The following is a 14487-nucleotide window of genomic DNA, read 5'->3' as shown; positions in this document are numbered from 1 at the left end:
ATCCTCCCTAATTTTCTGCTATTTCATAGCCATACATCTTTTTTGCCCAAAACGCCTTTGGTATTCTTCCAGCCATCGTAATATATCCCTGTGCAGATAATTCTTTATTCATAGCTTTCACCAGTTTATAGGCATGAGATTTTGAGCAGTTTAATTCCTGTGCCACTTCATCAGCACTCATCATATAATTGTAACTTGCCATATTGCCTCCTCCTTTCCTCTCCAGATATAGAATACGTTTACTGTATTTCTATATCTGTACGATTTTCGTAAATTGATAATATCATGTATTTCTATCGTTGTCAATATTTCGTAAACACATTTTTACGAACTTCGTACACTATTTTTTCTTTATTTTATTCCACGTCTGTGTTATGATATTTTATAGATTTATGTTTTTCGTAATTTTCTAATATATGAAAAAGGAGGATTCTATGGGTGACGGTAAAAATTTAAAGAAATATCTTGATGAAAAAGGCACAAATGTCCGCAAAATTGCAAAGGCAACCGGAATCAGTGCTACAACCTTATATTCAATTATTCAAAAAGATTCCAATATTCGATTTGATTTTGCATTAAGACTTGCGAATGAATTGCAAATTGATGTGAATGAGATATGTTCTGCCAGTCCATTTTCTGGCACAATTAAGGAAGAAGAGATTTATCCTACACTTCCAGACGGTTTGAACGGAGCATTAGACGCAAGTCGTGTAAAGACTTACTTAAAAAATTCTATGTATCCGCTGATGTACCTTTTCGGTAAGAACAGTATGCCTGATGTAGATAATCTGCTTACATCGTTCTATCAGCTTGATGATGAATCCAGACAGGAAGTTGTGGAAACTATCCGTCTGAAATTACAATATCATCGTGATCCAGAACGTGCTGAACAAATCAAACAGATCAAAGGCTGGTAAAAAAATACTCCTGTGAATAGCAAACATTCGCAGGAGTTTCTTTTTGGCACCGTTTTGGCACCGCTGGTCTTATTTTTTAATTATAAATTTATCTGTATTTCATCTTGCTGATAAATGTTTCACTATTACTAACCTGATAAATTTACGAATAATTCTTTTCTTAGAGTACAGAAAAACCCCGGAAACCTTACGGTTCCGGGGTATCTTACGTTTGGACACAATGTACCTTGCGGTACTCAATATATATTAGTCAGTGATTACTCGATGATTGTAGCAACACGTCCTGATCCTACAGTACGTCCACCTTCACGGATAGCGAAACGAAGTCCCTGCTCCATAGCAACTGGGTGAATCAGTTCGATTGTCATCTCTACGTTATCTCCAGGCATGCACATCTCTGTTCCCTCTGGAAGCTCGCAAACACCTGTTACGTCTGTTGTTCTGAAGTAGAACTGTGGACGATAGTTGTTGAAGAATGGAGTATGACGTCCACCCTCGTCTTTTGTCAGTACATAAACCTGAGCTGTGAATTTCTTGTGGCATGTAACTGAACCTGGTTTACAAAGAACCTGTCCTCTTTCGATTTCTGTTCTCTGGATACCACGAAGAAGAGCACCGATGTTGTCACCAGCCTGAGCTTCATCAAGAAGTTTACGGAACATTTCAACACCTGTTACAACTGTCTTCTTAGTATCTTCGTGAATACCAACGATTTCTACTTCGTCAGATACATGAAGAACACCACGCTCTACTCTACCTGTAGCAACTGTACCACGTCCTGTGATAGAGAATACATCCTCTACTGGCATAAGGAATGGCTTATCTGTATCACGCTCTGGATCTGGGATATAAGAATCTACAGCATCCATGAGTTCCATGATCTTGTCTCCCCACTCTGAGCTAGGATCTTCAAGAGCTTTAAGAGCAGATCCCTGGATGATCGGTGTGTCATCTCCTGGGAACTCATACTCGTCTAACAGCTCACGGATTTCCATCTCAACGAGCTCAAGAAGCTCTGGATCGTCAACCATGTCACATTTGTTCATGAATACAACGATGTAAGGAACACCTACCTGACGAGAAAGCAGGATGTGCTCTCTTGTCTGAGCCATAACACCATCAGTAGCAGCTACAACAAGGATAGCTCCATCCATCTGAGCAGCTCCTGTGATCATGTTCTTTACGTAGTCAGCATGTCCTGGGCAGTCAACGTGTGCATAGTGACGTTTCTCTGTCTGGTACTCAACGTGAGCTGTAGAAATTGTGATACCACGTTCTCTCTCTTCTGGAGCTTTATCGATATCTTCAAAGTTCTCTGCTGTGTTTCCTGGTACTCTTGCTGCAAGTGTCTTTGTGATAGCAGCTGTAAGAGTTGTTTTACCATGGTCAACGTGACCGATAGTACCGATATTACAATGCGGTTTTGTTCTTTCAAATTTAGCCTTTGCCATTTTGAATATCCTCCTTAAATATATGCTTTTAAAGCATTTTCTAAAAATATTTTACGATTACTCGGCTAGTTTTGATTATATTTCAAATCATACAGTTTTTCAAGCCTTTTTACGCCTTTTTACAAGGAATTAAGCATTTTTGTTGGATAATACCTTCTCCTGTACAGACTTTGGTACCTGCTCGTATTTCTCGAAGAACATTGAGTAGTTACCACGTCCCTGTGTTCTGGAACGAAGATCTGTAGAGTATCCGAACATCTCTGCAAGTGGTACATAACCATGTACGATCTTACCACCGCCAAGATCATCCATACCCTCGATACGTCCACGACGTGAGTTGATATCTCCAATAACATCTCCCATGTACTCTTCTGGCATTGTTACCTCAACCTTCATGATAGGCTCAAGAAGTACCGGGTCAGCTTTCTTCATAGCGTCCTTGAATGCGAGGGATCCTGCGATATGGAAAGCCATCTCACTGGAATCGACCTCATGGTAAGATCCGTCGTATACGTTAGCGTGGATACCAACAACCGGGAATCCTCCAAGGAGACCTGACTGCATAGCTTCCTCAATACCTTCTCCGATCTTCGGAATGTACTCTTTCGGAATAGCTCCACCAACTACAGTAGACTCGAATTTGAATGTCTCCTCACCGTTAACATCCATTGGCTCAAATTTAACTTTACAGTGTCCGTACTGTCCACGTCCACCAGACTGTTTAGCATATTTGCTATCTACATCAACAGCCTTAGTAAATGCTTCTTTGTATGCAACCTGTGGTGCACCAACGTTAGCTTCTACTTTAAACTCACGAAGAAGACGGTCAACGATAATCTCCAGGTGAAGCTCACCCATTCCGGCGATGATTGTCTGTCCAGTTTCCTGATCAGTGTGTGCACGGAATGTAGGATCCTCTTCTGCAAGTTTTGCAAGGGACTCACCAAGTTTACCCTGGGAAGCCTTTGTCTTAGGCTCGATAGCAAGCTCGATAACTGGCTCTGGGAATTCCATAGACTCCAGAATTACTGGGTGCTGCTCATCACAGATTGTATCACCTGTTGTAGTGAATTTGAATCCGATAGCTGCAGCGATATCTCCGGAATAAACCTTATCCAGCTCTTCACGCTTGTTGGCATGCATCTGAAGGATACGTCCAACACGCTCTTTTTTATTCTTTGTAGCATTCAGTACATAAGAACCGGAGTTCATTGTACCAGAGTAAACTCTGAAGTATGCCAGTTTACCAACGAATGGGTCTGTCATAATCTTGAATGCAAGTGCTGAGAATGGCTCCTCGTCTGAAGAATGTCTTACAACATTGTTTCCATCCTCATCCACACCTTCGATTGGTGGGATATCTGTTGGTGCAGGCATGTACTCGATAACTGCATCAAGCATCTTCTGAACACCTTTATTTCTGTATGCTGATCCACATGTTACAGGTACTGCTGTACACTCACATGTTGCTTTTCTCAGAGCTGCCTTTAACTGATCAACTGAAGGAATCTCGTCCTCAAGATACATCATCATAAGCTCGTCGTCTAACTCACAGATTTTCTCAACCATCTCTGTGTGATAAAGCTCAGCATCATCTTTCATATCTTCCGGAATATCAGTGATTGTGATGTCATTTCCCTTATCATCATTGTAGATGTAAGCTTTCATTTCCATCAAATCAATGATTCCCTTGAAATCATCTTCTTTACCGATTGGCAGCTGAAGAACGATTGCATTTTTACCAAGTCTTGTTCTGATCTGATCTACAGCATTGTAGAAATCAGCACCAAGGATATCCATCTTGTTGATGAATGCCATTCTTGGAACGTTGTATGTGTCAGCCTGACGCCATACGTTCTCTGACTGCGGCTCTACACCACCCTTAGCACAAAATACACCTACCGCTCCGTCCAGTACACGAAGTGAACGCTCTACCTCAACAGTAAAGTCAACGTGTCCCGGAGTATCAATGATATTGATACGATGCTCAAGAGCACCCGGCTTCGGCTTACAGTTCTCTTCCAATGTCCAGTGACATGTTGTAGCTGCAGAAGTAATTGTGATACCTCTTTCCTGCTCCTGCTCCATCCAGTCCATAGTAGCAGTACCTTCATGAGTATCACCAATCTTATAGTTTACACCGGTATAGTAAAGAATACGCTCTGTCAGTGTAGTCTTACCAGCATCAATATGAGCCATGATACCGATGTTTCTGGTTCTCTCTAATGGATATTGTCTCTCAGCCATTATTGCCTCCTAAAATATTAGAAACGATAGTGAGCAAATGCTTTGTTTGCCTCAGCCATCTTGTGCATGTCTTCTTTCTTCTTTACAGATGCACCAGTGTTGTTTGCTGCATCAAGAATCTCATTTGCCAGTCTTTCTTCCATTGTCTTCTCGCCTCTCTGACGGGAATATGTTGTAAGCCAGCGAAGCGCTAAAGTCTGTCTTCTGTCTGCTCTTACCTCGATTGGCACCTGATAGTTTGCTCCTCCGATACGTCTTGCCTTTACCTCAAGTACTGGCATGATGTTGTTCATAGCCTCTTCGAATACTTCGATTGCTGGCTTCTCGGATTTGTCTGCGATTCTTTCGAATGCTCCATATACAATCTTCTGTGCAACACCCTTCTTACCGTCTAACATGATGTTATTGATAAGCTTTGTTACCACTTTACTATTGTACATTGGATCTGCTAATACGTCTCTTTTCTGAGTATGTCCTTTACGTGGCACGGTCCTTCCCTCCTTAAACATTTTGATTAATTCATAGGTACTCACATGTGTCGTTCTGATGATACAGTGTAGTGCAAAGACATAACTCAACATCTATATGTCTCGCAACTTACTCAATCATAGTTCTGTTTGTGAATATAAATTCATATGGCAGTTCTTCTTACTAAGCTCGTGAACTACCTCGCTAAGTTCCGAAGAACAATCTTCGTACTAAATTCACATTTCCCTTGCGGTCATGCTCATTAAGTGCTCAGGATTTATTTAGCGTCTTTTGGTCTCTTAGCGCCGTATTTAGAACGAGCCTGTCTTCTCTTAGCAACACCTGCTGTATCAAGTGTTCCTCTGATGATGTGGTATCTTGTTCCTGGAAGGTCTTTTACTCTTCCTCCACGAATAAGTACAACACTATGCTCCTGAAGGTTATGTCCTTCTCCTGGGATATAGCTTGTTACTTCGATACCGTTAGAAAGACGAACTCTGGCGATCTTTCTAAGAGCTGAGTTAGGCTTCTTAGGTGTAGCTGTCTTAACAGCTGTACATACGCCTCTCTTCTGTGGAGCAGACTCATTAGTTGCTCTTTTCTTAAGAGAATTGTACCCTTTCTGAAGTGCAGGAGCTGTAGACTTCTTTACAGATGTCTGACGTCCTTTTTTTACTAACTGGTTAAATGTTGGCATTCTCTTTCACCTCCTATGATAGTAATAAGTTGCCTCGTTTACACGAAATATGCGCACTAAAAACTAATGCCTTTTTATGCACGCTAGATTATAGTATTATGAAACCGCTTAATTGTCAAGGGGTTTTGCAAGATTTTTACAGAGATTTTTACAGAGTTTTTCTACGGATTTACATAACGTTTTTCATGGATTTTCCCCTTGTCATTTAAATTATCTTTCTCTATAATAAAAAAGATTTCTTTTTTGGAATCAAAGTATTTTACAAAAGACAGGAGAACACTTGATATGAATATCACACTTCATACATTTTTAGTCGTATGCCCGCTTGTTTTTCTCGCCGGGCTCGTCGACGCCATCGGTGGTGGCGGCGGTCTGATTTCACTTCCAGCTTTTTTAATTGCCGGGCTTCCGCCTCATGCAGCAATTGCAACGAATAAAATATCCAGTCCATTCGGGACTGCACTTGCCACTTACCGTTTTGCGAAAGCAAAACTCATTAATTTAAAGCTGGCAGCGCCTGCGGTAGTCGCTGCGATCTGTGGTTCTTTCATCGGTGCACAGATTTCCCTTCGCGTCCCGGAACACATTCTTTCCTATGTATTAATGGTAATCCTTCCGGTATCTGCATTTCTCGTATTAAACAAGAAATTATTTAACGATGAAGGGAGTGAAGAGATCACTCTGAACCGAAGAACTTACTTAACTGCAACGATAGCTGCATTTATCGTCGGATGTTACGACGGATTCTATGGACCGGGAACTGGAACATTTTTAATTATCGCGTTCACAGTATTTGCTCATCTGAACATCCAGACCGCAAATGCACAGGCAAAAGTCATCAACTTGACTACGAACCTGACCGCACTTGCAATCTTTCTTTACAATGGACAAGGCGTTTTAAGTCTCGGACTTGCATCTGCAGCCTGCAATATGCTTGGCGGATACATCGGTGCCGGACTTGTGATGAAAAACGGTTCTAAAATTGCCAGACCAAGTATTATATTCGTATTATTCCTGCTTGCACTAAAAGCACTTGGGGTTTATTAATTCAGCACAATCACCAAAAGGGACACCCTTAATCAGCGATGAGGACGCAGCACTTTGTTAAAGCGCTACGTCCTCAATTTAATTTTTTATACTTTAAATCTGTATCCCACGCCCCAGATTGTCTCAATGTACTGTGGGTTTGATGTGTCTACTTCTACTTTTTCTCGGATCTTTTTGATATGAACAGTCACAGTCGCAATATCTCCGATAGATTCCATATCCCAGATTTCCCGGAACAGTTCTTCTTTTGTATATACGTGATTCGGGTGGCTTGCAAGGAATGTGAGTAAATCAAATTCTTTTGTTGTAAATGTCTTCTCTACATCGTTGACCCATACGCGTCTTGCAGTTGTGTCGATACGAAGTCCGCGGATCTCAATAATTTTATTCTTTTCCACTGCGCTTCCTGTCAGGCGGTCATATCTTGCGAGGTGTGCTTTTACTCTTGCTACCATCTCGCTCGGACTGAATGGTTTTGTCATATAATCGTCTGCACCGAGTCCCAGCCCACGGATCTTGTCAATATCGTCTTTCTTTGCGGATACCATGATGATTGGTGTATTTTTTTCTTCTCGGATTTTCTTACAGATTTCAAATCCGTCCACACCCGGAAGCATGAGATCCAGTATGAACAAGCTGTATTCATCTTTCAGGGCTTTTTCAAGTCCTGTCTCTCCGTCAGTTGCAACTTCCACCTCAAATCCGCTCAGTTCCAGATAATCTTTTTCCAGATCTGCAATTGTCTCTTCATCTTCTACGATTAATATTTTACTCATTTACTGGTACCTCCTGATACTTTCTAAGCACAAAATACATGGTTGTCCCGGTATGTTCCCGGCTCGTTGCCCAGATTTTTCCACCGTGTTCTTCTATAATCTTCTTTACAATAGAAAGGCCAATACCGCTCCCTCCTTTTGAGGAATTTCTTGATGTGTCCGTCCGGTAAAATCTCTCGAACACATTTGGCAGATCTTTTGACGCAATTCCTTTTCCGTTATCTTCGATTTCGACCTGAACAAAATCCCCTACATCTTTGACGCGCAAATTAATCTTTGGCTTGTCTTTATCCATATATTTTACAGAGTTATTCACAATGTTATGCACCACTCTCTTAATTTGTTCCGGGTCTGCAATAACCTTGACCTCAGGTTCTACATAATTAAAATAACCAAATTCCACATTTTTTGCCTCTAGATCCAAAGACAAATCCTCTGAACAATCATTAAAATAATCATTCACAGATAAAATTGTGAAATTGTACGGAATACGGTTCGTGTCAATTTTTGAATAAAGAGTCAGCTCATTGATCAGTACGTCCATCTCGCTTGCTTTATTGTAAATGGTCCGTACATATTTTGCCACTTTGTCCGGAGTATCTGCCACACCGTCCATGATTCCTTCTGCATAACCTTTGATGGTCGTCACAGGTGTCTTTAGATCATGGGAAATGTTACTGATCAATTCTTTATTTTCTTTGTCGAATTTCAGTTTCTCTTCTGCCGTATTCTTCAGACGTTTGCGCATGTCTTCCAGATCCCCACAGAGCTGTCCGAGCTCATCATCTGTCTCAACCGGCAGTTCAAAGTCAAGATTTCCTTCTTTTATACTCTTTGTTGCCTCCCGCATCTTCCCGACCGGTCCCATGACACTTCTGTAAATCCAGATGATCAGCACACATGCGGTAAATACAAGTACCAGGAAAATGCATACGATAATCTCCACGAACAGATTTTTCACTTCCGGAATCAGGCTTCCTACATTTGTCACAATAAATGCACTGCCTTCACTTCCATCCGAATACTGAAAATCAATCTGTTTTAGAAGGACTTGCGCTTTTCCTCCAAGATACATACCATTTTCTGATGTCGTCTCGGCCGCTCCATACTCCGGGAGCTGGCTGATGACTTTCTCAGCTTTAGAAGCCTCCGTACCAATATAGGCAATCGTATCATTCTTTCTCACAAGAAGATAAGATTTTTTATCTTGCAGTTCACCATTCAGACTTTCCAGTTGTGCTGCATCTTCCATTTCTTCCGGATTTTCCCGTATCAATGCCTCCAGCTCACGATATGGCTGTTCTGTCAGCCGTGTAAGAACGGTTACAGAACTAGCCAGACTCTCGACTGTCGTATTCTTGATTCCATAATTTTTCTCAATAGAACTAAGTTGATATTTTCCAACCATACACACAAGCGCCGAAGATAATGCAAGTGGAATTAATATAATTGTAAAAAACGCTACTACCAGCCTGGTCTTAAATTTCATAAAATAAATCTCCTTTTAAGTTCAGGTCTCACTCAAAATGCACTTTTGCATCTAAAATCAAGTATAGCATGAAAAAGGACGCTTCACACGAAAGCGTCCATAAACATTTCTAAAAATTTTATAAATCAATCTTACAGATAACTTTTCAGTAACTCTGCTTTGTCTGTCTTCTCCCATGGAAGATCTACATCTGTACGTCCAAAGTGACCGTAAGCTGCTGTCTGTTTATAAATCGGTCTTCTTAAGTTCAACATCTGGATAATTCCAGCCGGACGAAGATCGAAATTCTCACGGATGATTTCAACAAGCTTCTCATCTGAAAGCTTACCTGTTCCAAATGTATCTACCATGATAGATGTCGGGTGTGCAACACCGATCGCGTAAGATAACTGGATTTCACATTTCTTAGCAATTCCGGCTGCCACGATATTCTTAGCAACATAACGTGCTGCGTAAGCTGCAGATCTGTCTACCTTTGTACAATCCTTTCCGGAAAATGCTCCACCACCGTGACGAGCCATTCCACCGTAAGTATCTACAATAATCTTTCTTCCAGTCAGTCCGCTGTCACCGTGTGGTCCACCGATTACAAAGCGACCTGTCGGGTTGATGAAAAATTTTGTATTCTCATCTACCATTCCTTCCGGAATGATCGGGTCAAAAACATATTTCTTAATATCTTCGTGAATCTGCTCCTGTGTCACATCCGGATCGTGCTGTGTGGAAAGTACAACTGCATCCAGACGCTTCGGCGTACCATTCTCATCATATTCTACAGTAACCTGAGTTTTTCCGTCTGGTCTTAAATATTTTAATGTACCGTCTTTTCTGACTTCTGTCAGTTTTCTTGCAAGCTTGTGTGCCAGTGAAATCGGATATGGCATCAATTCCGGCGTCTCATCGGAAGCATATCCGAACATCATTCCCTGATCTCCTGCTCCGATTGCTGCAATCTCTTCTTCAGACATTTTATTCTCTTTTGCTTCCAGAGCTTTGTCAACTCCAAGCGCGATATCTGCAGACTGCTCATCGATTGCTGTAATCACACCACATGTATCTGCATCAAATCCATATTTTCCACGAGTATAACCAATCTCGCGGACTGTATCTCTTACAATCTTCTGAATATCCACATAAGCATTTGTTGTGATTTCTCCCATGACCATAACAAGACCTGTTGTTGTGCATGTCTCGCAGGCAACACGGCTCATTGGATCCTGCTCCATAAGGGCGTCCAAGATTGCATCTGAAATCTGGTCGCACATCTTATCCGGATGTCCTTCAGTTACTGATTCTGATGTAAATAAATGTCTTTCCATTCTCTTCTCCTTTTCATGTTCTTCACTCTTATTCTGAGATTCGCTAAAACCCTGAAAATGCACATAGCATGGCGGGTTCATTGCACAAAGAAACAGCCCACACTAAGTGGACTGTTTATATTTCATAAGCCAATCCTCTTATTGTTCGATTACTCGCTCAGGTCGGCACCTTCCCGAACCGGGGGTTGCCGCAGCTTCACAGGTCCTTTGTACCTCCACTGCTCTGAATAAGAGAAAAATATTATTATTATCTTGTAACATGTATGACTTTATCGCAATACATAAGAAATGTCAATATACATATCTTACTTTCTGTTGTATTAGCTGACTTTCAGCTTGAACTTCTGAATCTCACGCTCTGTAGACACACGTTCAATGATTCCGCCGATTCCACGAATCTTCTCCTCGAAACGCTCATATCCTCTCTGGATATACACAATGTCGTCAACAATCGTGATCCCGTCAGTTGCAAGACCTGCAATGCAAAGTGCTGCTCCTGCTCTAAGATCCGGTGCGCTTACCCTTGCTCCTGAAAGCTTCTCAACACCTTCAATCGTTGCAGAATTTCCTTCTACTTTGACATTTGCACCCATTCTTGCGAGCTCGTCAAGATATTTAAAACGATTCTCGAAGATACTCTCTGTCACAATACTTGTCCCTTTGCATAAAGCCAGTGTAACGCCCATCTGTGGCTGCATATCCGTCGGGAATCCCGGATATGGTAATGTCTTCACATGTGTGCTTCTTAAGTCTCCCTTTGACACTACACGAACTGCATCGTCAAATTCCTCTACTTCGCAGCCAATTTCAAGAAGCTTTGCAATTGTTGCTTCCAGATGTTTCGGGATTACATTCAACACTGTCACATCGCCTTTTGTAGCTGCTGCTGCAAACATAAATGTTCCGGCTTCAATCTGATCTGGGATTACAGAATAATCTGTTCCGTGAAGTTTCTGAACACCACGGATCTTGATCACATCTGTTCCGGCACCACGGATATTTGCTCCCATGCTGTTGAGGAAGTTTGCAACATCAACAACGTGAGGTTCTTTTGCAACATTCTCCATAATGGTAAGTCCCTCTGCCATTGTAGCTGCCATCATAACATTAATGGTTGCTCCAACACTGACTACATCAAAATAAATGTGCTTTCCGACCAGGCGGTCCGCTTCAGCAAGAATCTTACCATATTCTATCTCTACATCTGCTCCAAGTGCACGGAATCCTTTCAGATGCTGATCGATCGGTCTGCTTCCGATATTACATCCTCCAGGCAGTGCAACTTCTGCATGCTTATACTTTCCAAGCATAGCTCCTAACAAATAATAAGATGCACGAATCTTTTTAATATAATCATATTCAATATTGAAATCATGAATTGCTTTCGCATTAATCTTAACAGTGTGGCGGTCTGTACGCTGTACCATTGCTCCAATACCTGCAATCGCATCCAGAAGTACATTAATATCATTAACATCTGGAAGGTTCTCAATACGGACTGTCTCATCTGTCATAATTGCTGCAGCAAGAATCGCAAGTGCCGCATTCTTCGCTCCACCAATCTCCACCTCGCCTACAAGCGGGTGACCTCCCTTAATAATATATTGCTCCATAGATAACACCTCTATATATTCTACCAATATTCTCTAAAATATTATGCACCTTTCCTTCTCTCAAGCTCCTTATCCCTGAGCGAGACAAAAATGCATGGTCGAGGGACAGTATATTATATAAACTCCCCGTATGTCAAGTCATATTTTTATGGCATGACAATAACACGCCCTCTTATGGGTACCACAACAGTATAGCACAAAACACTTGCCACGTAAAATATTTTTTATATTTACGTAATGTTTTTGTAACATTTGAACTTCCGTCGCATGGATTAGTTCAGACTCGCCAACACTTTCTCAATCGTTTCTTCCAGTTCCAATCCATCTTCGCACACTGTAACATCTGCATATTTTTCAAACAATTTTACACGTTCTTCGTATAAATCCTTCAATGTCTGTCCGTCACGCAGTACGACTCCACGGCTCTTTGCATTTCTAAGTCTCTTATTTATTGTTTCAAATGATACCTGCAAATATACGACTTTTCCGATTTCTTTGTAATGTTTCATTGCATTTTCACAATATACAACGCTTCCGCCCGGTGCAATCACTGTTTTTTCCGCCTCGATTTCAGCATTAATCCTATCCTCAACTTCCAGGAAACCGTCCGGTCCAACCTCCGCTATGATCTCTCTAAGAAGCTTTCCTTCCTTTTCCTGAATGACCAGATCTGTATCTACAAAATTATAACCCAGGCGCTTTGCAACAATAACACCCACGGTGCTTTTTCCAACCGCTGGCATACCTATTAAAATGATGTTATCCATGATGTTTTTATCCTTCTATTTTTGCTTTTCTTCCTTTTATAATAAATGTGCTTTCATCTTTTCCTTTTATTATATGCAGCCTCTAATGGACAGGTGACTTTTCTACTCGCCAAATACAACCTCTTCCAATATGCGGGCTGCATCTTTCACACAATCCGGACAGGCTTTTGCCGGCGTTCCTGTCTCGACTCCCTTTAATTCCTTACAGATTACACTGCCACTCTCCTCTTTGAATCTGCGCACAATTTCTTTGGATATTTTATAAGTTGCCCCTTTACTTCCCGGACCACCCATTTCCACAGTACTATTCTTGGCACCGGCAATTACACAGGCTGCTGTGACAGCTCCACATGTTCCTTCCATGCCGCCCATTCCAAGGCCAAGCCCTTCTGTCATACGAAACATCGTTTCTTCATCAATTCCAACCAGATCACAATATGCACACGCTACTGCCTGTGCACAGTTGTATCCACTCTTATGTTTTTCTGCAACTTTGTCTACTCTTGTTTCCATTCCTATCTCCTTATCTTTTCCATAATTTACAGTATATCAGCCTATCTCACGACATATGCTATGCATGACTTAATTGCATTTATCCGCTTTTCCAACAAGATATGTCACTTATGCATTCCGTGCTCCTTCACTTTCAATTTTCAAGCTATAAAAGATACTGTATATTTTATCACGAATCTTTTCTTTTTCCCATCCCTTATCTTTTTCTTCTTTATTGAGAATTCTAATACTACCTGATTTTAAACAGCTAAATCAATAATATTTCCGTCTCATACTTCTGTTTTCCCGTCTTCTCTGACACAGTTCCTGATAAGTCATGACCTGGATCAGATTCTGCAGCCACTCGCCTGTTTCCTCGCCTTCTTTTGCTTCATCTTTCTTTGTTTCATCTGCTTTCGCGCGATTATAAATTCTTCTGCAAAGCAGCAGCAACTGCAGCCGGTCCGGATATTCGTCATACATAACGCTCCCCATATACTCCAGACGGTCACATTCCTCTTCGATATATGGTATCAGACGCTTTGCCGTTCCTGGATATACACTCTTCATATATTCATAATCCCTCTGGTTCTGACGCTCATCATCATACAATAGCGGCATTGGATACGCCATATAGTAAGGAAGTTTTTCATCCATGTTCATACACTCCCACAAAATTCATCTGCTTTATCATATGCAGAAAGGAAAAAAGCGGAACAGCAATTGCTGTTCCGCTCAAATTTTTCTGTATTCTGTTTTTTATTAACCTAAGAGCAGTAAGCCGAATACCAATGTGAAGAGGGCTACTGTCTCTACGATACCTACTACGATAAAGTAGTTAGCTGTACCTTTTCCGGTTGCTCCTAATGCATCAGATGCTCCAGCGGCACATTTACCCTGGAATAATGCTGAAAGTCCGATTGCGAGTCCACAGAAGATACCAACACCAAGTGCCAGTCCTGCGTCTGCTCCGCCTTCTACTGCTGATTTGATAAAGTTCATAAGAAGGAATCCGTAGATTGTCTGTGTAAGAGGTGCTCCAGCGAACGCGATCATGATGAACGGTGCCGGTTTTCCACTTGCATAACACTTTTTCCATGCTCCTACTGCTGCCTGTCCTGCAAATCCTGCACCGAATGCTGATCCTGAAGCAGATAAACCAAGTGCAGCTGCCATTCCAACAAATGCTAAATTCATAATTTTT

15 protein-coding genes and 1 riboswitch are annotated in these 14487 nt (G+C 41.5%); of the genes, 2 read left to right on the top strand and 13 right to left on the bottom strand.

Features of this window, described 5'->3' with window-relative positions:
- Positions 1-7: 7 nt before the first annotated feature.
- Positions 8-202 carry a hypothetical protein gene (locus LI164_RS02620; protein ID WP_008373537.1) on the bottom strand — a complete coding sequence of 65 codons (195 nt, stop codon included), beginning with the start codon at positions 200-202 and terminating at the stop codon, positions 8-10.
- Between the two features lie 232 nt (positions 203-434).
- Between LI164_RS02620 and LI164_RS02615 the strand changes: the two genes are divergently transcribed.
- On the top strand, positions 435-917 hold the full coding sequence (locus tag LI164_RS02615; RefSeq protein ID WP_008790928.1) for a helix-turn-helix transcriptional regulator: 483 nt from the start codon (positions 435-437) through the stop codon (positions 915-917).
- Between the two features lie 257 nt (positions 918-1174).
- Here LI164_RS02615 and tuf read toward each other — a convergent pair whose 3' ends face one another.
- The 4 genes from tuf to rpsL all read right to left on the bottom strand — a co-directional run bounded on the left by tuf (position 1175) and on the right by rpsL (position 5780).
- Positions 1175-2368, bottom strand: coding sequence for an elongation factor Tu (tuf, locus tag LI164_RS02610; protein ID WP_005331928.1), 1194 nt, complete (start codon positions 2366-2368; stop codon positions 1175-1177).
- A 129-nt stretch (positions 2369-2497) separates the two neighbouring features.
- On the bottom strand, positions 2498-4615 hold the full coding sequence (gene fusA / locus LI164_RS02605) for an elongation factor G (RefSeq protein WP_005331926.1): 2118 nt from the start codon (positions 4613-4615) through the stop codon (positions 2498-2500).
- Positions 4616-4632: 17 nt separating this feature from the next.
- Positions 4633-5103, bottom strand: a complete 471-nt coding sequence (gene rpsG, locus LI164_RS02600; RefSeq protein WP_207635665.1) for a 30S ribosomal protein S7 — start codon at positions 5101-5103, stop codon at positions 4633-4635.
- 257 nt (positions 5104-5360) lie between these two features.
- Positions 5361-5780, bottom strand: a complete 420-nt coding sequence (rpsL, locus tag LI164_RS02595) for a 30S ribosomal protein S12 (protein ID WP_005331923.1) — start codon at positions 5778-5780, stop codon at positions 5361-5363.
- 285 nt (positions 5781-6065) lie between these two features.
- Between rpsL and LI164_RS02590 the strand changes: the two genes are divergently transcribed.
- Positions 6066-6827 carry a TSUP family transporter gene (locus tag LI164_RS02590; protein WP_227086702.1) on the top strand — a complete coding sequence of 254 codons (762 nt, stop codon included), beginning with the start codon at positions 6066-6068 and terminating at the stop codon, positions 6825-6827.
- Positions 6828-6913: 86 nt separating this feature from the next.
- Here the strand turns inward: LI164_RS02590 and LI164_RS02585 are convergent, their stop codons facing one another.
- The 8 genes from LI164_RS02585 to LI164_RS02550 form a co-directional block, all read right to left on the bottom strand.
- Positions 6914-7603, bottom strand: coding sequence for a response regulator transcription factor (locus LI164_RS02585; RefSeq protein ID WP_117657457.1), 690 nt, complete (start codon positions 7601-7603; stop codon positions 6914-6916).
- On the bottom strand, positions 7596-9092 hold the full coding sequence (locus LI164_RS02580; RefSeq protein WP_227086701.1) for a HAMP domain-containing sensor histidine kinase: 1497 nt from the start codon (positions 9090-9092) through the stop codon (positions 7596-7598). The genes LI164_RS02585 and LI164_RS02580 overlap by 8 nt, the downstream gene beginning before the upstream one ends.
- Positions 9093-9223: 131 nt before the next feature.
- The gene (gene metK / locus LI164_RS02575) at positions 9224-10411 is read right to left on the bottom strand and encodes a methionine adenosyltransferase (RefSeq protein ID WP_040015373.1); all 1188 of its coding nucleotides are present in this window, start codon (positions 10409-10411) and stop codon (positions 9224-9226) included.
- 135 nt (positions 10412-10546) lie between these two features.
- Positions 10547-10645, bottom strand: a riboswitch (SAM riboswitch).
- Between the two features lie 86 nt (positions 10646-10731).
- Entirely contained in the window at positions 10732-12024 is a 1293-nt protein-coding gene (locus LI164_RS02570) for a UDP-N-acetylglucosamine 1-carboxyvinyltransferase (RefSeq protein WP_005331917.1), read from the bottom strand.
- Between the two features lie 272 nt (positions 12025-12296).
- Positions 12297-12791, bottom strand: coding sequence for a shikimate kinase (locus tag LI164_RS02565; RefSeq protein WP_005338021.1), 495 nt, complete (start codon positions 12789-12791; stop codon positions 12297-12299).
- 102 nt (positions 12792-12893) lie between these two features.
- Positions 12894-13304: a C-GCAxxG-C-C family protein gene (locus LI164_RS02560; protein WP_117606407.1), complete on the bottom strand. Its 411-nt coding sequence runs from the start codon at positions 13302-13304 to the stop codon at positions 12894-12896.
- Between the two features lie 252 nt (positions 13305-13556).
- A complete protein-coding gene (locus LI164_RS02555; protein WP_173793735.1) occupies positions 13557-13940 on the bottom strand; it encodes a hypothetical protein in 384 nt (127 codons plus the stop codon).
- Positions 13941-14045: 105 nt separating this feature from the next.
- The gene (locus LI164_RS02550; RefSeq protein ID WP_005331894.1) at positions 14046-14480 is read right to left on the bottom strand and encodes an ATP synthase subunit K; all 435 of its coding nucleotides are present in this window, start codon (positions 14478-14480) and stop codon (positions 14046-14048) included.
- Positions 14481-14487: the final 7 nt, after the last annotated feature.

Origin of the sequence: Dorea sp. 210702-DFI.3.125 (assembly GCF_020560945.1) — a bacterium.
GTDB classification, from domain to species: domain Bacteria; phylum Bacillota; class Clostridia; order Lachnospirales; family Lachnospiraceae; genus Dorea; species Dorea formicigenerans.
The sequence above is the reverse complement of the archived record's forward strand: the minus strand, read 5'-3'. Positions and strand labels throughout refer to the sequence as shown.

Bases quoted from the DNA above. Each gene is read 5' to 3' on its own strand.
- LI164_RS02555 (WP_173793735.1), bottom strand. From the start codon at position 13,940: ATGGATGAAAAACTTCCTTACTATATGGCGTATCCAATGCCGCTATTG.
- tuf (WP_005331928.1), bottom strand. From the start codon at position 2,368: ATGGCAAAGGCTAAATTTGAAAGAACAAAACCGCATTGTAATATCGGT.
- LI164_RS02560 (WP_117606407.1), bottom strand. From the start codon at position 13,304: ATGGAAACAAGAGTAGACAAAGTTGCAGAAAAACATAAGAGTGGATAC.
- LI164_RS02565 (WP_005338021.1), bottom strand. From the start codon at position 12,791: ATGGATAACATCATTTTAATAGGTATGCCAGCGGTTGGAAAAAGCACC.
- LI164_RS02585 (WP_117657457.1), bottom strand. From the start codon at position 7,603: ATGAGTAAAATATTAATCGTAGAAGATGAAGAGACAATTGCAGATCTG.
- LI164_RS02590 (WP_227086702.1), top strand. From the start codon at position 6,066: ATGAATATCACACTTCATACATTTTTAGTCGTATGCCCGCTTGTTTTT.
- fusA (WP_005331926.1), bottom strand. From the start codon at position 4,615: ATGGCTGAGAGACAATATCCATTAGAGAGAACCAGAAACATCGGTATC.
- LI164_RS02580 (WP_227086701.1), bottom strand. From the start codon at position 9,092: ATGAAATTTAAGACCAGGCTGGTAGTAGCGTTTTTTACAATTATATTA.
- LI164_RS02570 (WP_005331917.1), bottom strand. From the start codon at position 12,024: ATGGAGCAATATATTATTAAGGGAGGTCACCCGCTTGTAGGCGAGGTG.
- LI164_RS02620 (WP_008373537.1), bottom strand. From the start codon at position 202: ATGGCAAGTTACAATTATATGATGAGTGCTGATGAAGTGGCACAGGAA.
- metK (WP_040015373.1), bottom strand. From the start codon at position 10,411: ATGGAAAGACATTTATTTACATCAGAATCAGTAACTGAAGGACATCCG.
- LI164_RS02615 (WP_008790928.1), top strand. From the start codon at position 435: ATGGGTGACGGTAAAAATTTAAAGAAATATCTTGATGAAAAAGGCACA.
- rpsL (WP_005331923.1), bottom strand. From the start codon at position 5,780: ATGCCAACATTTAACCAGTTAGTAAAAAAAGGACGTCAGACATCTGTA.
- LI164_RS02550 (WP_005331894.1), bottom strand. From the start codon at position 14,480: ATGAATTTAGCATTTGTTGGAATGGCAGCTGCACTTGGTTTATCTGCT.